The organism is Streptomyces sp. NPDC057307, from assembly GCF_042667665.1.
GTDB lineage: Bacteria > Actinomycetota > Actinomycetes > Streptomycetales > Streptomycetaceae > Streptomyces.
This window is the reverse complement of record NZ_JBHUZM010000149.1, coordinates 1-17,802: the sequence shown is the minus strand read 5'-3', so window position 1 is coordinate 17,802 and position 17,802 is coordinate 1. Positions and strand designations below refer to the sequence as shown.

Genomic DNA, 17,802 nt, shown 5'->3' with positions numbered 1-17,802 from the left:
CCCGAGCAGGCGGGCCGTCCGGCGTATGAGGACGAACGGCTCTACGCGTGTACCTCAGCCTCCGTGCCGCCGCCGAACTCCAGCAGCAGTCCGGGGCGCAGTGCCACCGTGCGGCCGGGGCCGACCTCCTGGACCGTGCCGTCGTCGCGGCGGACCTTCCAGTCGAGCGTCGTACGGTTGGTGAGGCCGAACCGCCCACGCTGCTGGGGGTGTTCGGTCATCTCGCCCACCACGGCGGTGAAGTCGTGGCGCTCCGGGTCGTCGAGCAGGTGGTGTGCGTACACCCGTGCCTTCGGATCGAGGCGGATGGCCCGGCGGGTGCGCAGGGCGCCGCGCCCCGTGACGACTTCGAGCTTCGGGGGCAGTTGCACGGTCTTGCCGCACTTCCAGCAGTCGGGCGCGGGGCCGTCGGGCTGGGTCATGTTCTGCCGGCCGCAGGACGCGCACACCGTGATCGCGTCGAGTACCCGGCTCAGCGCGTCCCGCCACTGCGACTCGCGGACCCGCGTCGAGGGCGTGGTGAGCCCGTGGGTGAAGGTCTTGACGAACAGGTCGCGCAGGATCTTCGGCAGCGCGCCCCAGGTCGCGATGACGGTCGGGTGCTCGCCGGGTACCGGCGCGTTGCGGGTGTCGGCGGGGTCGTAGATGAACAGCGGGTGGGTGCCGTACATCTTGCGCTTGGCCGCCTCGTCCATGCAGCGGATCTGCAACGCCTGCGCCCCGTCGAGCGGGTGATGGTTCATCAGGAGCAGGAACAGCAGCACGGCGAGCGAGTGGAGGTCGGTCTGGATGCCGGGCCGCGCGCCCTTGTCGCCGCGCACCAGCTCGGGGGCCATGAAGTCCATCGTCCCGGCGACGGCGGCGGCTTCGCCCTCCACCACGGCGTTGTCGTTGTCGCACACCAGCACGTCGCCGGTGGCCGGGTCGAAGAAGATGTTGCCCCAGTTGATGTCGCGGTAGGCGATGCCCTTGGAGTGCAGGGTGAAGTACGCCTCGACGGTGTGCAGCGCGGCGGCGACGAGCGTACGCAGCGTGGTCGCCGCCACCGACGGGTCGCGGCGGAACAGCGCCGGCAGGTCGTGGAAGCGCTGGGGCCGTACGTCCATCAGATAGCCGAAGCCCGGGTACGAGGCGTCCGGGTCCATCACGACCGTCTGCGGCCACAGGAACCGGTCGTCGCCCCAGGCGTGGTGGATGAGCCCTTCGAGGATCTGTCGCTGCCGGGCGTCGGCCAGTTGTGGGTAGTACCACTTCACGGCCCGGTCGCCGTGCGGCGTCCGCACCCGATAGACCTCGCCCTGGCCGCCCGAGCCGAAGAGTTCGGCGACCGTGACCCGGTCGCCCGATTCGGTGAGCAGGGTCTGTCCGGCCAGGAGCATGCCGTTCGCCATGCGGTACCTCTCTGCTTCAGTGCGTGTCGGTGTGGGGGTGGTGGGCGGCGCCGGGACCGGGCGCCGGGAAGGCGCCCGCCAGTGTCGCGTCGTCCCCGGAGTATTTGGCCGCGTGGCCCAGCCAGTCGGGGAGTTGGGCCTGGACGGCCGCGACGCCGTGCGACGCGGCCCGCGACCGCACCCCGGTGGCGAAGGCCAGGAACCCCTCGTGGTCGGCGAAGCTCTTGGAGAGCCCGTCGGTGGAGAGCAGCACGCCCGGCGGCGGGCCGCCGGTGAGTGGCTGCCAGTGCAGCCGCGCCTTGCGCCAGGCTTCGGGCTCGCAGAGCGATTCCGTCTCGTCGCCCATGTCGGGGCCGGTGTGGAGCGGCATGTGGGTCGTGCCGTCCGCGTCGACGAGGACGATGTCTCCGTCTCCCAACTGCCAGCAGATCAGGAGTCGTTCGGTGAGGACGGCACCGATCAGTGTGCTGCCGTAGACCGCGAGGTCGGCCTCGTGAGCGGATCCGGCGGTGGTGCCGGCCGTGCTCTGCGACGTCGTGCCCGGTGTGCTGTTCGGCGTCGACCTCGGTGTGCTGCTCGGCGTCGAACTCGCGCCGTGCGCGGGCGAGTTGGCCTCATGTATCAGGACGCGACGGCGCCAGGCGTGCACGACCTGTTGCGGAAGTGTGCGGGCCTCGGCGAGCAGCCGGGGCCAGTTCGCCGCGTCGTCACCGCGTCGTACGACCTCGCGCGCGTACACCCGGGCGCAGGAGGTGAACGCCTCCACGGCCCAGCCCGCGCCCAGCTCACTGCGGAAGTGCGCGCGCGAGCCGTGCCCGTCGGCGACGGCCAGCACGACGGCACGGCCGTCCGCCGTCGTCAGCGCCTCGCCCCGGTCCTGGCTGTATTTCTTGGCGACCCCTTTGACTCCTCCGTCGAGGAGTTCCCACACCACGGCGGGTGTCCCGGTGTCGTTCACCAGATGTCGTTCTCGTCCTTGGTCAGCGGCACGACGGGTGAGACATTCACGGGTGCGGCGTCCTCGATCTTCGGCGCCGACGCCTCCTTCACCACCGCGGTGGACATCCAGCGGATGGCGGCGGCCAGTTGGCGGGGATTCTTGGCGAGCAGTGGTTCGAGTTCGGGGTTGCCGAGGAATTCCTTGAGCATGCTCTTGTCCGCGTCGTCGCCGATCGCGACGGCGACCCGCACGGCGCGCTTGCCCCACGGGGTGTCGTCGATGGCGCGCAGCCCGGAGCGCCAGTCGTCGGTCGGCTGGCCGTCGGAGACCAGGGCGAGGACGGGCGGCAGGGCGCGCTGCGGCATCGGCGGGGTCTGGAGCGCGCCGGCGGCCATACGGAAGGCGGCGCCCATGTCGGTGGCGCCGTAGGTGTGCACGTCGTCCCAGGTGAACCGGTCCACCGGGGTGGGCTCCTGGATGTGCCAACTCGCGCCGCTCGCGAAGGAGATGGCGCGGACGAGCAGGGAGGCGGCCGGGTTGGACTGGGCTGCCTGTTGCATCTCCGGAATGGCCTCACGGATGGCGAAGTTCAACTCGCCGATCTTGCCGTTCACTCCCATGGAGCCCGAGCAGTCGAGCATCCAGATGAAGTGTGCCGGGCGGCTGGCCATACTGCCGCCGGGCACGTCGAGAATGATGGTCACGCTGGTCCTCTCCCCCGAGGCGTCTCGTTCGCGCACGCCTGGTTCTGCCTGTTCTGCCTGTGTGGTGCGTTGCGTTGATGTGTTGCGGGTGATACGTCGCGGGTGATGCGTCGCGGTGGTGCTGAAATGCGGTGGTCGGAAGCCTAGTTGAGGCCGTGTCGGTAGGTGTGTCGGGCTGGGACACCGGTCCCTTCGGTCAGCGCGGCGGGTACGGCGGCGGGTGCGACGGCGAGTATCCGGGCGGGTACTGCTGTGGGACCGGGGGCAACTCGCCCGGCTTCGGCGGTGGCGGCTGCCCGGGAACGTGCGGGGCCGGCTGCTGCCCGTGTGCCGGTGGGTACGTGGCGGGGGCACCGGGGATCTGGGTGTCCCGGCCGCCGCCGCGCGTCATCTCGTCCGTCCAGCCCTGCCAGGTGAGGAGCCAGTCCCTCGACCGTCGCACCAGCCGGGTGGCGACGGCACCGCGCTGTTCCTCGTTCATCCGGCCCAGCACCACGCCGAGGGTCCCCCGCAGCAGCTCCTCGACCGTGGCGTGCCATGCGCGGGAGGATCTGGTCAGGTCCCGGCGCCAGACGTAGAAGAGATCGGCGACGGCGTCCGGCCGGTCGGCCATGCGGTTCACCGCGGCGTCGTCGGCGAACTCGGCCTGGACGGCGGCCCGGTAGTGGTGCTGCAGCGCCGGTTCGCCGTTGGCGAGGTACGACAGCGCGCCCGACTGATAGAGGTCGTGCGGTGTGAGGCGGGCGAAGCCGCGGGCGAGCAGGTGCTGGACGCCGTCCCAGACCAGCGCGTCCACGGCCGGGGCGTCCCTGCGCAGTTCGCCGACGCGGTCCACGACGTCCCTGGGTGATTCGCCCGTTCGTGCGAAGTCGTCGGCGAGGACGATGAGTTGGGCGGTGGCACGCTCCCGTCCGCCCAGCCCCGAGCGACGGTGGACCGCGTGGGCGAAGTCGATCAGCTCACGGTCGAACCGTCCGGGCGAGGTGAGCCAGATGAGGAACCGGGTGCCGAGACCGGCGGCGAGGATCGCCTCCGCGCCGCAGATGCGGATGATGCCGGGAAAGTGCGCCCGCTCCGGCTGGCCGGAGCCCCAGACGAGCCACCACAGGGTCTCCAGTGTCGGTGGGTCCGCCGCGACCGACCCGGCCGCTCCGGGGGCCGGTTCGGCGAGTTTCGCGAACAGGTCCGTTCCCCGCAGGTGGTGCGGCGGTCCGCCCCACCGGACGGCCAGCTCGACCAGGCTCACCGAGGGCGGCGCGGACTTGAGGTGGGACCGCACCCACTCGCCCTGGGGCGACATCAGCAGCTCCCTCAAGAGGTCGCTGCGTCGGCCCGCCGTCTTGACGGCGATCTGTTCGAGAACGAGCCGGTTGAGCCCCTGGTGGCCGACGTTCTTCAGTACGGCGACGGCGTCGGCGCACTCGGAGCCGTACGGCTGGAGCAGTACCCGGACCAGCTTGTTCACCGCGTCCTCGACGCCGACGCCCTGGTGGCCGTGCAGGACGAGCGCGAGATGCAACGGCCCGGCCAGGGCGGAGACCGGGCCGCGCAGTCGGCGCGCCAGGCCCTTGTCGAAGCCGGGTCCGAACTCGGTACGCAGGGAGCGCTGTGCCGACTCTCCGAGGGGCAGGCCGACGAGCGGGTCGTGCCGGAGTTCGGTGTCCTGGTCGAGCGCGGCGGCGAGCCGCCGCCGGGCGAGCGCCAGTGCCAACGGGTCGGTGACGCTCTCGGGGCAGTGTTTGCCCAGCTCCTGGCAGACGCGGGTCAACTCCTCGACCGCCGGGGTGCCTTGGCTCTGGTCCCGCACGGCCGACGCGAGCGTGGTGACGACGGTACGCAGGGAGTCACTGTGGAGTGCGGTCAGCCTGTCCCCCGACTCCGTTCCCAACCTGAGGAGTTGGGGGACGAGTGCCGCGAGGTCGAACGGGTCGGCGGCCGACGTCGTACCGGAAGTGGCACCGGACGTCGCGCCGGACGTGGGTGCGACCGGAGCCGAGGGGATCGGCGGGGCGCCCGCCTGCCACAGCGCGGCCATCAACTCGGCCCAGGGATCGGGGAGATAGGGGCTGCCCGGTCCCCCGAGGCCGTCGTGGACGCGGTACAGATGCCGCACGAGCAGCGGATCGTGCCGGTCGAACGACGAGCCGGGGCCGATCCCGACGATCTGCTGCGGCGCCTCACGCGGTTCGTCGGCGTGGGTGACGAACGTCAGCTCCCTGGCGAGGTGTTCGGGTAGCGACGCGCAGGCGAGGGCGATCCAGCGGACGACCGTCTCCGGGTCCTCCTCGGCGATGACGATCTGCCGGCCGGCGGGGTCGGCCCAGAGGCGGCGTACGTCGGCGAGGAACGGCGCGAGGCGCGACGCCTGCTCCCGGGCGAACCGGACGAGCAGCGGCCGGTCGAAGTGCCCTTCCGGCGCGGGCAGCAGGTCCCCGTCGGCCGGCGCCGGGGTGTCCCAGGACCGGGAGCGCCATGTGTCGATCGGCCACACCCGGTCGAACCCGGAGGCACCGGCCGGGAGGTGCACGGCGTCGATGAACTGCCGTCGCGCGCCGGGGTGTTCATGGTCCGTACGGCCGTTGCACAGGAGGCTGCCGCCGGCCGGGAGCCGGCTGCAGCTGAGGACCGCGTGCGGCGTCCAGCGGTGGGTGAGGGCGATGACCTGCTCGACCTGTGCGAGCAGATCGCCCGGGGCCCCGTCCCCGCCCGCCGAACGCTCCGACGGCGTCGGCTCCGGCGACCGGGGCGACGGGAGCGGCTGGAGCCGGACGCTGCCGGTGTCCGGCTCCCGGTCGAGGAGGTAGCTGAGACGGCGGATGACCATGCCACATTCTGACCAGCCGTCTCACCGGACCGCAGGCAGTCCGCGAAGTTTGACCTATTCCTTGACCGCACCCGAGTTCGCACTCCGTACGAAGTGGCGCTGGAAGACGAAGAAGAGCACCGCCACCGGGATGGTCGCCAAGAGGGCCGCCGTCAGCTTGAGCGGATACTGCGTCCCGCTGCTCAGGCTCCCGGAGACGAAGGACGCGAGGCCCGTCGTCAGTGTCTGGTACTGCGGCGACTGGGTCGCGACCAGGAAGTGCGTGAACTCGTTCCACGATCCTTGGAACGACAGGATCGTCAGGGTGATCAGGGCGGGCTTGGCCATGGGCAGCACCACCGACCAGAAGGTGCGGAAGACACTGGCGCCGTCGATCCTGGCCGCCTCCTCCACCTCCCTCGGCACGGAGAGGAAGAACTGCCGCATGATGAACACCCCGGCCGCGTCCACCAGCAGGGGGACGATCATGCCGGCGTACGTGTCGAAGATCCCGAGCTGGTTGAGGACGAGGAACTTCGGGATCAGCAGCACCACACCGGGCACCGACATCACCGTCAGCAGCCCGCTGAACAGCAGGTTGCGGCCGCGGAAGTCGAGGCGGGCCAGCGCGTACCCGGCCAGCGAGTCGAAGAAGACCCGGCCCGCGGTGATGAACAGGGTGACGAGTACGGAGTTGCTCAGCCAGGTGCTGAACGGCACCGCGTCACCGGCGTTCCCGAGCCCGAACAGCCGTCGGTAGGACTCCAGCGAGAACGGGTCCGGCAGCAGGGACAGCGGATTGGCCGCCGCGTCGGGATCGGTCTTGAACGAGGTCACGATCTGGATGGCGAACGGCAGCAGATACACCAGCCCGACCGCCGTGAGCAGCAGATACAGGACGACGAGCAGGACCCGCCGGCCGGTACCGCCCGGGACGCGCGGCCCGGCGGGGGTGCTGTCGGGGGTCCGCGGCTGCCAGTTCGCCGGGGTCTTCCGCGCCGATGGGGTCGTCGGTACCGTACTCATGAAGTCCTCCGGCGAATGGCCCCGAAGCGCCTGCCCGTCCGGACCGGCTTGTCACGGTCGCGCAGCAGTACGCGCTGGATCAGGGTCATCACCATGATGATCGCCAGCAGGATGAACGCGATGGCCGCGGCGCGGCCGTACTCGGAGTCCTGGAATCCCGCGGTGTAGGAGAGGAAGGCGGGGGTGAGGGTGGTGTTGCCGGGGGCGCCCTGGCTCATCACGTACACGGCGTCGAAGATCTGCCAGCTGCCGATCAGGCCGAGCGTGACCACCAGGAAGATCACCGGGCGGAGCGCGGGGATGGTGACGTTGCGGAACGACTGCCAGCGGTTGGCACCGTCCAGCAGGGCGGCCTCCTCCAGCTCGGCGGGCACGTCCTGCAGCGCGGCGAGGAAGATCAGCATGTAGGTGCCGGACGACGTCCACACGATCAGGGCGATGATCGTGCACATCGCGATGGAGGGGCCGGACAGCCAGTCCCACCAGGACAGTCCGAGGAAGCCGTTGGACGCGAGCGCCGCCGTCGGCTTGTCGGGGTCGACGATGCCGAGACCGCCGAGCACCGTCCACACCAGGCCGTTGGCGTCGGTGAACCACTTCGGTCCGGTGATGCCGACCCACTTCAGCAGCGCGTTGACGGCGCCGCTGCCCTGGAACAGGAAGAGGAAGACGGTGGAGATGGCGATGGAGCTGGTCACCGAGGGGAAGTAGAAGATCGTCCGGAAGAGGCTCTTGCCCTTGATGCGGCGGCTGTTGACGGCCACGGCGAGCGCGAGGGCGAGAATTGTCTGGAGCGGTACGACCAGCAGGACGAAGTAGAGGTTGTTGCGCACCGAGGTCATGAACAGCGTGCGGTCGAGGCCGTCCTCGCTCAGGACGTTCGAGTAGTTGTCGAGCCCGATGAAGTCGGCGGCGCCGGTGAAGGGGTTGGACTGCCCGTCCCAGTTCAGCAGGCTGACCCACAGGGCCATCCCGATGGGCAGCAGCAGGAACAGTCCGAGGACCAGCACCATCGGGCTGACGAAGAGCCAGCCCCACATTCCCTGCCGGCCCTTGATGCCGGACGACGACCCGCGGCGGGGGCGCCGGCCCTTGCCTGCCGGGCCTCCGCCGGGCTCAAGGTCTCCGCGGCCCCCGTCGCCGCCGGCCGCGGTGGGCGGCGCCGCGACAGGGCCGCTGCCGCTGCCGTACTGACTCATTGCGTTTCTCTCTCCTCACGCACCCGCCGGGGCCGTGCGCCCCGGCGGGTGTCGTACACGGTGGGACGGGGATCCGTCAGCCGTTGCTCTTCAGGATCTGCTCACCGTTGGTCTGAAGATCGCCGAGGATCTTCTTGGGGTCGGCGGTCGCCAACTCGGCCAGGTCCGTGTCGAACTGCTGGAGGACCTTGGTGAAGCCGGGGAGGGTGACCGGGCCCTGCGCGTAGGCGGAACCGTCCACGAACGCCTTGTCCTGCGGGTGCTTCTCCTCGTACGTCGCCAGCGCGCTGGTGCGCGAGGGCATCACGCCGTACGCGTCGGCGAAGTTCATCTGCTGCTCGGCGGTGGTGAACGCCTCGACGAGCGAGACCGCGGCGTCGTGGTGCGCGCTCTTGTTGGCGATGCCCCAGCAGGTGCTGAAGGAGAGCGTGCCCTGGCCCTTGGGGCCCTCGGGCAGCGGGACGACCTTGTAGTCGACGTCCGGGTAGTCGTTGGTCATGGCACCGGTGAGCCAGTTGCCCTCGATGGTCATGGCCGCCTTCTGCGTACCGAACGCCTCACCGCCCCAGCCCGCGTCGACCTGCTGCGGGAAGGCGAGCACCTTGTCGTTCAGCAGCTTCTTCACATACGTCAGCGCCTCGATGTTCTCGGGGCTGTCGGCCGTGATCTCGGTCTGGTCGGCGTTGGTGACCCAGCCGCCGGCCTGCTTCATGAAGGGGCCGAGCTGGTTGTAGCTGGCGTTGGCGACCAGGCCGTGGACCTTGCCGGTGGTCAGCTTCTTGGCGATCTTCGTCAGATCGTCCCAGGTCTTGGGGTAGTCGGCCTCGGTCAGCCCGGCCGCTTCCCACATCTTGGTGTTGATCGCCAGAGAGAGGGTGGAGCTGTCCTTCGGGGCGCAGACGAACTTGTCCTCGTAGCTGAAGGAGCTGCGCAGCGTGGCGGAGAAGTCTTCCTTGTCCTTGAGCTTGTCGCCGTACGCGTACAGGGAGTTGCCCTTGGCGTAGTTGGCGAAGACGGAGGAGCCGACGTAGAACACGTCCGGCGGCTTGCCTCCCGCCAGTGCCTGGCCGAGCTGCTGGTCCAGGTTCTGGGCCGGGGTGACCGTGACGGTGTTGCCGGTCTTCTTCGCCCAGGCGTCGGCCGCGGCCTTGACGGCGTTCGTCTCGGCGTCGCCGGACGAGCCGATCATCACGGTCAGCTTCTGCTTGCCGGAGCTCTTCTGCTCGGCGCTGCTGTCGCTGCCGAAGTCGGAGGAACATCCGGTTATCAGGAGCGCGCCGCACACGGCGGCGACGGTCGCGGCTCTGTTCTTTTTCATCTGCTTCTCTCTCCAGCTGTCGCTGTCGGGGACTTGCTGTCGGGGGATTCGGTGGCCGGGGGCCTGGGGAGGGGCCGGACGGCCGGGGGTGCGAGCGGGGGGCGGGTACGGGGGGCAGGGCCTGGGGGGGGTACGGGGGTCAGGGCCGGGGCTCGGCCGACGAGCTCTCCCTGACGATCAGTTCGGGCGCCAGCAGCACGCGCTCGGGTGCGGAGTCCGGGTCCTTTATGCGGGACATGAGAATCCGGGTGCAGGCCCGCCCGACCTCGTCGAGCGGCTGGCGGACGCTGCTGAGGCTGGGTGAGAGGAGACCCGCGGCGGGTGAGTCGTCGAAGCCGACGACCGCCACGTCGCTCCCCGGGCTCAGCCCCGCGTCCCGCAGCGCCCGGTAGCAGCCGAGCGCGAGGGTGTCGCTGGCCGCCACCACGGCGGTGGCGCGGCCCACGAGCCGGGCGACCGCGGTGCGGGCGGCGTCCACGTCGTCCAGGGACGACACCCGCAGGTCACGAACCGGAAGGTCGTGCCGGCGCATGGCCTCGCGCCAGCCGCCGGCCCGGTCGTCACCGACGCCCGAGCCGCGCGGCCAGCCCAGGAACGCGATCTTCCGGTGCCCGGCCGCCACCAGGTGGTCGACGGCGGCGGCGGTGCCGTGCGCACCGTCGACGTCCACCCAGTCGCCGGTGTCCTTCGCCGACCACCGGCCGAACGCGACGAACGGGACCGCGTTCTTGTGGAGCCAGCCCGGACGTTTGTCGCCCCGGTAGGTGTTGCTGAGGACGAACCCGTCGACCGAGTGCTCCCGCAGCAGTTCGTCGTAGCGTTCGGCCTCGTCGTCGGTGCCCAGGGGCGCGGCGAAGAGCAGTATCCGGTAGCCGGCCTGGTCCGCCGAGTCCGACAGGGCGTGCAGGAAGTGGTCGGACACGGGCGTCGACAGGCCGGGGGGCGTCGGCTGGACACCGTAGCCGATCAGTCTGCTGGAGCGGGTGCGCAGTGAGCGGGCGGCCTGGTGGGGCCGGTAGTCCAGCTCGTCGAGCGCCTCGCGTACCCGCTTCAGGGTGGGCGGCGCGAGGAGTTCGGGTGAGTTCAGCGCGTTGGAGACCGTCTGTGTGGACACCCCGGCCCGTTGCGCCACGAGGGCCAGGGTCACCGGCCCTGACTTGCGCCCGCCTGCCGACGTCGTACGTGCCACCAACGGCCTCCGATCCACGCACGGCGGCCGCTCGAAATGCGGCGCCGCATCTGCAATGGATCGATAAAACTCTTTCCCATGGCAGGTTGGCAAGGGTTAAGGTGAATTTTGATCGATCCAAATCACGAGAGGCGCCACACAGTGAACACGGTCGTCCAGGGAAACCCCACCGGTCACCAGCCGCCCGAGGACGTCGTCACCGAGGGCCTGCAGCCCTTTCTGCACGACGTCTGCACCACGCTCTACGCGCCCAGCCTGGTGCTGTCCCGGCCGGCCGGAGACATCGCCGGCGGGGCCGACGGCTTCTTCCACGGTGATCGCCGACTGCTCTCAAGACTGTCGGTCCGGGTCGAGGGCGTGCCCGTCCTCCCCGTGAGCCACACCCTCAGCTCCGCCGACCGGACGGCGTTCCGCGCCGTGCTGCGCGGCGTCGGAGAGCACACCGCCGACCCGGCCGTCACGCTGCACCGCGTGCGCTCGCTCGAACCGGGCGTGCTCTTCGAGGAGTTGGAGATCGCGAACGCGGGCGTCAAGGACATACGGGTGGAGGTCGTCGTCGCCGCCGGCAGCGACCTCGCGAGCATGATCGACGTCAAGTCCGGCCGCCCGGCCCCCGCGCTGTCCGCCGACGCCGAGGGCGACGCGCTGGTCTGGCGCAAGGACGAGGTCAGTGTCCGGCTGCGCGCCTCGTCCGGTTCCCCCCGGATCGACGCCGCCGCGGGCGAGCTGCGGTTCGAGGTGGCCCTGGCGGCGCGTGAGTCGTGGCGTACGACCCTGGAGTGCGTCGTCACGGACGACGAGCCGCTGCGCTTCCCGGCCGTGGCGCGTGACGCGGTGCCGTGGTCACCGACCGGGCTGCGCAGCGCCGATCACCGCATGGACCGGTACTTCGCCCGGTCGGTCGGCGACCTGGAGCGGCTGCTGCTGTCCGATCCGGAGCACCCGGAGGACCAGTTCCTGGCCGCCGGATCCCCCTGGTTCCTCACCCTGTTCGGCCGTGACTCGCTGTGGGCGGCGCGGATGCTGCTGCCGCTCGGCACCGAATTGGCGGCCGGCACCCTGCGTACGCTCGCCCGCCGCCAGGGCACCACGACCGACGCCCGCAGCGACGAGCAGCCCGGCAAGATCCTGCACGAGGTGCGCCGTGAGGGGCTCAAACTCCGCGAGGGCCCGGTCCTGCCGCCGGTCTACTACGGCACGGTGGACGCCACCCCGCTGTGGGTGATCCTGCTGCACGACGCCTGGCGCTGGGGTCTGGACCCCGAGCAGGTACGCGACCTGCTGCCGCACGCCGAGGCCGCCCTTGAGTGGCTGGCCACGTACGGCGACGCGGACGGCGACGGCCTGCTGGAGTACATCGACGTGTCCGGTCACGGGCTCGCCAACCAGGGCTGGAAGGACTCCGGCGACGCCATCCGCTGGCGCGACGGGCGGCTCGCCGAGGCTCCCATCGCGCTGTGCGAGGTACAGGCGTACGGCTACGAGGCGGCCATGGGCGGCGCCGCGCTGCTACGCACCTTCGGGCGGCCCGGCGCGGAGCGCTGGGAGGAGTGGGCGCAGCGCCTCAAGCGCCGCTTCCGGGAGAGCTTCTGGGTCGAGGACGAGACGGGCCGCTATCCCGCCGTGGCGCTCGACGCCGCCAAACGCCCGGTGGACTCGGTCACTTCGGGCTTCGGTCATCTGCTCGGCACGGGCCTGCTCGACGAGGAGGAGAGCGCGCTGCTCGCCGCCCGGCTGGCCGGACCGCAGCTGAACTCGGGCTTCGGACTGCGCACGTTGAGCACGGAATCCACCGGTTTCAACCCGTTCGGGTACCACATCGGGTCGATCTGGCCGCACGACACCGCCATCGCCGTGCACGGTCTGGTCCGGGCGGGCTTCCCGGCGGAGGCCGCGTCGCTGGCCGACGGTCTGGTCGCCGCGTCGGCGGCGTTCGAGGGCCGGCTGCCCGAACTGTTCGCCGGTCATGGCTCCGCCGCCGACAGCGTGCCCGCCCCGTATCCGGCGTCGTGCCGCCCGCAGGCCTGGTCGGCGGCGTCCGCCGTCACGCTGCTCACGGCCGCGCTCGGACTGGAGGCCGACGTACCGGCCGGCACGCTGCGCTTCTCACCGCGCGCCGCCGAGGGCATCGGCCCGCTGAACCTGACGGGTCTGCGGGTGGCGGGCGCACCTCTGGCCGTACGGCTCGACGCGACGGGTCAGGTCCGGGTGGACGCCCCCGACACACTCACCGTGCACGGCGCCGACCGCGCCTGAACGACAACGACTCGGCCACCCCCTGATCCGCGTCCCTCGTACCCGCCATCCCGAACCGCCCCGTCGTACCTGTCGCCGCGAGAAGGAACCGCTGCCATGCCGCTGATGGACCTGCCCCTGGAGGAGCTGCGCGGCTACCTCCCCGACCGGGAGGAGCCGTCGGACTTCGACGCCTTCTGGGCGGACACGCTCAAGGAGGCGCGGAGCCACGACCGCCCGGCCGTCTTCACGCCGTACGACGCCTGTCTGACCGAGGTGGACGTGTACGACGTCAGCTTCCCGGGCTTCGGCGGTGACCCGGTGGCCGGCTGGCTGCTGGTGCCGGCCTCCGCCACCGGGCCGCTGCCGTGCGTGGTGGGCTTCCTCGGGTACGGCGGCGGGCGCGGCTTCCCGTACGAGTGGCTGACCTGGCCCTCGGCCGGTTACGCGCATCTGCTGATGGACACGCGCGGCCAGGGCGGCTCGCTCCAGCCGGGCGCGACGGGCGACCCGCACGGCAGCGGCGGCGCGTCGTCGCCGGGCATGGTCACCCGGGGCATCGAGGACCCGGCGGACTACTACTACCGCCGGGTCTTCACCGACGCGGTCCGGGCGGTCGACGCGGCCCGGACCCATCCGTCGGTCGATCCGGCGCGCATCGTGATCGCCGGCGGCAGCCAGGGCGGTGGCATCGCCCTGGCCGCGTCGGCGCTGAGCGACGAGGTGAGCGCGGCCCTGGTCAACCAGCCGTCGCTCTGCCACTTCCGGCGCGCGCTCCAGGTGGTGGAGGGCAACGCGTACCGGGAGATCTGGACGTATCTGCGGACCCACCGGGAGTCGGCGGAGCGGGTGTTCAGGACGCTGTCCTACTTCGACGGGGTCAACTTCGCGGCCCGTGCGAGCGCTCCGGCGCTGTTCTCGGCGGCGCTGATGGACGACATCTGCCCGCCGTCCACGGTGTTCGCGGCGTACAACCACTGGTCGGGGCCGAAGGACATCCGGGTCTGGCCGTGGAACCGCCACGAGGGCGGCGGCTACTTCCAGGACCTGGAGCAACTGCGCTTCCTGCGGGCGCTGCCGGGGCTGGAACTGGGGCCGGGGCCGGGGCGGGGCGAACGCTGACGCGGGGCGGGCGGCGTGGGCATGGGCGACGGCGTGAGCGGGGCGGCTGCCCGGCTCACGCCGTCGGGACCTTGCCCGTGCCCGTGTCGCTGTCCGTGCCCCTGTCGCTGTCCGTGCCCTCGTCCGGGTCCGCGCCTCGGTCGAGCAGGAGGCGCAGCGGCACGATGAGCAGCCACCAGTACTTCGCGCCCGACGGCGAGACCAGCGCCACCGGCACCGACGTCGCGAACACGACGGCGACGACGGCCCCTTCCAGCACCGTCCGGCGGACCCGCGCCGTCGGCACGTCCGGCTTCCGCAGCCCCGGGCGGCGCAGGAGCCGGAACGCCATCCCCGTCGTCAGCAGCGACGCGAGGCCGATCACACCGCTGTACACCGCCGTGGCGACGGTCGTGTCGCCGTACTCGCTGACGAGCCGGGTCGGGAAGGGCAGCGCGGCGACGACGGCCAGGAGCCCGAAGTACAGGTACAACAGCGTGCGGTCGATCCGGCCGACCTGCGCGAACATGCGGTGATGGGCGAGCCACAGCAGTCCGATGACGCTGAAGCTCAGCAGGAACGCGCCCACGTCGGGCAGTACATCCCGCAGCGCGTCGTCGAGCCGGCCCTCGGGCAGGCCGTCCGGTACGTCGATGTCCAGCGCCAGCAAGGTGATGGCGATGGCGAACACGGCGTCGCCGAAGGCCAGGAGCCGTTCCGGCGCGACGATCAACGCGGGGCGTCGTGAACGGTACATTCGTCTCCCGGTGGGGTCGGAGTCACACTTGTCCCTTTCCGGCCGAGCATATCCAGCCACGCGGAAAATCAGCGGCGCCGCCGGCTCCCGCTGTCCTACGGTCTGGCGCATGGACGATGAGGACGGGTACTTCGGCGAGCGGGTCGCGGCCACGTACGACAACCCGTCGGCGCGGGAGTTCCATCCGGACACCCTGGCCCCGATGGCCGACTTGCTGGCGGATCTCGCCGGCGGGGGCCGGGCCCTCGAACTCGGCGTCGGTACGGGCCGGGTCGCCCTCCCCCTGGCGGCGCGCGGAGTCCCGGTGCACGGCATCGATCTGTCGCGGGCGATGGTCGCCCGGATGCGTGACAAGCCGGGCGGCGACGCGATCGGCGTGACGATCGGGGACTTCGCGACGACGCGGGTGGACGGCACGTTCTCCGTCGCGTACCTCGTCTTCAACACGATCATGAATCTGACGACACAGGCGGCCCAGGTGGCCTGCTTCCGCAATGTCGCCGACCATCTCGCGCCCGGCGGCCGCTTCGTCATCGAGACGATGGTGCCCGAGCTGCGCAAGCTGCCGGCCGGTCAGAATCTCGTCCCGTTCCATGCGAGCCCCACCCGCTGGTCGTTCGACATCTACGACGTCGCGACGCAGGAGATGAGCTCCAACTACGTGGAGGTCGTGGACGGGCGCGGCTCGTACTGGTCGGTGCCGTTCCGCTACGTCTGGCCGGCGGAACTCGACCTGATGGCCCAGCTCGCCGGAATGCGGCTGCGCGACCGGTGGGAGGCCTGGCGGGGCGAGCCGTTCACGGGCGAGAGCGGCGCGCATGTCTCGGTCTGGGAGAAGCCGGGCCACTGACGGCCGGGCTGGTGCCGGGGATCACCCGGAGCTGGCCATCTCGCCGTCACCCAGGGGCAGTTGCGTGTATGGAGGGTGTACGGGAGCGCCTGTCGTCACCGGTAACGTAAGGATGATCTTGCAGCCGCGCGAGGTCGGAACCGGTACGGGGAGGCACCTATGCAGATGTTGGCCGAGGACGAGGTCCACGACGAGTTCTTCCCGCTCGTCCCCACCCCGCAGGACGGGGTCCGGTGGTCGGCGCCGGCCGATCTGGAGCAGCATCTGTACAAGCTGGCCCGATCCGGGAACGCGTACGCCTATCTGCGGGCGCTCGCCGTCGAGGGCGTGTACTACCCGGTGCGGCTCGACGAGGCGCGGGCCGCCGGCGACGGCTCGTACCCGATGCTGACCACCACGACGCCCGACGGCCGCACGGTGGCGCCGGTCTACACGGCGGGTCTGCTGCCCCGACCGCACCCGTATCTCGTGTACGAGTACACGACGTTGGGCGCGCTCGCGCAGATACTCGCCGACGACGTGGACGTCCTCGCGGTCAACCCGGCCACGCCCTGCGAGCAGTTCTTCCCCACGGACGACGACGAGCGTGACGTATGGCTGGACCTGCATCACGAGCTGTTCTCCTCCGACGAGTTGATGAACCGTCTGGTGACGCGTCGCACCGGCGCGCTCCCCACGGGCCCGCTGCTGCACGGACTGGCCTGCGGCGCGCACCTGTGCTTCACCAACGGTGACGCGTGGAACACCACCCACTGGCACGGCATGGGCTACCAGGGCGAGCGGGAGCGCGTCGCGGACTCGTGGAGTGTCCATGACCGTGCGGACTGGCTCGCGATGGAGGAGCGGCTGCTCGACCGCGAAGTCAGCCCGTGGTACTGGGACTTCGTACTCGGAGCGCGTACGGCGCTGATCGCCGCGCAGGGCCGGCGCGTCGATGCCGAACAGTGGCGCGACTGTGTGGAGGCCACGCTGCGCGACCAGGCGATCCTGCGGGCCGGAGCCTCGACCGAGGACGCCGAGTTCGAGGTGTTCGTGGTTCATCTGCGGTCGCTGGTGGGCAAGTTGCTGCGCTACGAGTCCCGCTTCCGCGCCGACGGGCTCCTGCCGCCCGACGGTGTCGTCCGCTCGGTCGCCGCGTGGGACCTCGGCCGCGGCTCGAAGATGGCGCGCTGGGGCCGGGGCGCCCGGTACGCCACCGAGGCGGAGATGTACGCCGCGCTGGAGCGCGCGTCGGGGGCCGCGCGGGCGGTGTACGGCTCGTGGGAGGAGTTCTCCGCCGGGTACGTGCTGGGGCGGTGTCTCCACTTCGACGAGGAGGAGTTCGGCCCCTGGTACACGACGGTGCTCGACGCCCATCGGGCGCTGGCGACGGCGCCGGACAGCCCGTGGCGTACGGTGCCGTTCGACGCGGAATGACGGCGGTTGGCCGCCGGGCCTCGTCCGGCGGTCCACCCGGCGGATCCGGGCAGGCGGATCCATCCGGCGGGTCCGGGCCCTGTCCGGCGAGTTGGCGTCCGCGATGAATCGTTCGTAATATCGAACGCAGCCTTGCCACGCACCGCCCACTGAAGCGAACAGCCCTGAGGGTCGAAGGAGATCGCCCGATGTCCCCCAGCAGCCCGGTCCGAAGCACGCTGGCCGCCAATCTCCGCCGGGAGCGGAGCCGTCGCGGCCTGTCGCTGTCCGAGCTGTCCCGGCTGTCCAAGATCGGCAAGGCGACCCTGTCGCAGTTGGAGTCGGCCACCGGGAATCCGACCATCGAGACGGTCTTCAGCCTCTCCCGCGCCCTCGGGGTGCCCATCTCCGATCTGCTGGACACCGGGCACGCGGAGGCGGTGACCGTGGTGCGGGCGGCCGAGGTGGACGTGCTGAGCGGCGAGGGCGTGGACCTGCGTCCGCTCCGGCGGATCGAGGCGGGCGGGGTCATCATGGAGGTCTACGACCAGCAGGTACGCGCCGATTCGCAGCAGCCGTCACTCGGGCACGCCGGCACCGAGCACACCGTGGTGCAGAGCGGCACGCTGTCCGTCGAGGTGGACGGCCACCAGGTGGAGCTGGGCCCCGGCGACTACGTGTCGTTCGACGCCTCCCTGCCGCACCGCTACGCGGCGAACGACGGCCCGGTGCGTTCGGTGCTGCTCCTGCACTACCGCTCGGGGCCCGGCACCCCGCCCGAGGCACCGGGCCCGCCGCACTAAAGCGTGTTGCAGAAGGCTGTGAATCGGGCATTTCCGTTGTATGGGTGGGGTGTTGAAGGCTGAGCCGTTGTGGGTGGAGACGTTCACCGGG

The 17,802-nt window shown here is 71.0% G+C and carries 14 protein-coding genes; 5 read left to right on the top strand and 9 right to left on the bottom strand.

What is annotated here, in order from left to right:
- Positions 1–41: 41 nt before the first annotated feature.
- The 8 genes from ACFUN8_RS31940 to ACFUN8_RS31905 form a co-directional block, all read right to left on the bottom strand.
- Complete coding sequence (locus ACFUN8_RS31940) at positions 42–1,391, bottom strand: protein kinase (protein WP_383645311.1); 1,350 nt, start codon at positions 1,389–1,391, stop codon at positions 42–44.
- Positions 1,392–1,407: 16 nt separating this feature from the next.
- Positions 1,408–2,349: a protein phosphatase 2C domain-containing protein gene (locus ACFUN8_RS31935; protein WP_383645309.1), complete on the bottom strand. Its 942-nt coding sequence runs from the start codon at positions 2,347–2,349 to the stop codon at positions 1,408–1,410.
- A complete protein-coding gene (locus ACFUN8_RS31930) occupies positions 2,346–3,002 on the bottom strand; it encodes a tellurium resistance protein (protein WP_383645313.1) in 657 nt (218 codons plus the stop codon). The genes ACFUN8_RS31935 and ACFUN8_RS31930 overlap by 4 nt, the downstream gene beginning before the upstream one ends.
- 229 nt (positions 3,003–3,231) lie before the next feature.
- Positions 3,232–5,859 (bottom strand): GTPase-associated protein 1-related protein, encoded by a 2,628-nt coding sequence (locus tag ACFUN8_RS31925; protein ID WP_383645307.1) that lies wholly within the window; start codon positions 5,857–5,859, stop codon positions 3,232–3,234.
- Between the two features lie 54 nt (positions 5,860–5,913).
- Positions 5,914–6,864 (bottom strand): carbohydrate ABC transporter permease, encoded by a 951-nt coding sequence (locus ACFUN8_RS31920; RefSeq protein ID WP_383645304.1) that lies wholly within the window; start codon positions 6,862–6,864, stop codon positions 5,914–5,916.
- The gene (locus ACFUN8_RS31915; RefSeq protein WP_383645301.1) at positions 6,861–8,063 is read right to left on the bottom strand and encodes a carbohydrate ABC transporter permease; all 1,203 of its coding nucleotides are present in this window, start codon (positions 8,061–8,063) and stop codon (positions 6,861–6,863) included. The genes ACFUN8_RS31920 and ACFUN8_RS31915 overlap by 4 nt, the downstream gene beginning before the upstream one ends.
- Positions 8,064–8,139: 76 nt before the next feature.
- On the bottom strand, positions 8,140–9,381 hold the full coding sequence (locus ACFUN8_RS31910; protein WP_382571486.1) for an extracellular solute-binding protein: 1,242 nt from the start codon (positions 9,379–9,381) through the stop codon (positions 8,140–8,142).
- Between the two features lie 139 nt (positions 9,382–9,520).
- Positions 9,521–10,570, bottom strand: a complete 1,050-nt coding sequence (locus tag ACFUN8_RS31905) for a LacI family DNA-binding transcriptional regulator (protein ID WP_383645298.1) — start codon at positions 10,568–10,570, stop codon at positions 9,521–9,523.
- Positions 10,571–10,711: 141 nt separating this feature from the next.
- Between ACFUN8_RS31905 and ACFUN8_RS31900 the strand changes: the two genes are divergently transcribed.
- A complete protein-coding gene (locus ACFUN8_RS31900) occupies positions 10,712–12,826 on the top strand; it encodes a glycogen debranching N-terminal domain-containing protein (RefSeq protein WP_383645295.1) in 2,115 nt (704 codons plus the stop codon).
- 96 nt (positions 12,827–12,922) lie between these two features.
- Complete coding sequence (locus tag ACFUN8_RS31895; protein ID WP_383645292.1) at positions 12,923–13,927, top strand: acetylxylan esterase; 1,005 nt, start codon at positions 12,923–12,925, stop codon at positions 13,925–13,927.
- Between the two features lie 55 nt (positions 13,928–13,982).
- Here the strand turns inward: ACFUN8_RS31895 and ACFUN8_RS31890 are convergent, their stop codons facing one another.
- Complete coding sequence (locus ACFUN8_RS31890; RefSeq protein ID WP_383645289.1) at positions 13,983–14,663, bottom strand: TMEM175 family protein; 681 nt, start codon at positions 14,661–14,663, stop codon at positions 13,983–13,985.
- Between the two features lie 109 nt (positions 14,664–14,772).
- On the opposite strand from ACFUN8_RS31890, the gene ACFUN8_RS31885 reads away from it, so the two are divergent.
- The 3 genes from ACFUN8_RS31885 (at position 14,773) to ACFUN8_RS31875 (ending at position 17,711) form a co-directional block, all read left to right on the top strand.
- Positions 14,773–15,513 (top strand): class I SAM-dependent DNA methyltransferase, encoded by a 741-nt coding sequence (locus ACFUN8_RS31885; RefSeq protein ID WP_383645286.1) that lies wholly within the window; start codon positions 14,773–14,775, stop codon positions 15,511–15,513.
- Between the two features lie 159 nt (positions 15,514–15,672).
- Positions 15,673–16,929 (top strand): DUF1266 domain-containing protein, encoded by a 1,257-nt coding sequence (locus tag ACFUN8_RS31880; protein WP_383645283.1) that lies wholly within the window; start codon positions 15,673–15,675, stop codon positions 16,927–16,929.
- Between the two features lie 188 nt (positions 16,930–17,117).
- Positions 17,118–17,711: a helix-turn-helix domain-containing protein gene (locus ACFUN8_RS31875; RefSeq protein ID WP_383645280.1), complete on the top strand. Its 594-nt coding sequence runs from the start codon at positions 17,118–17,120 to the stop codon at positions 17,709–17,711.
- Positions 17,712–17,802 lie beyond the last annotated feature (91 nt).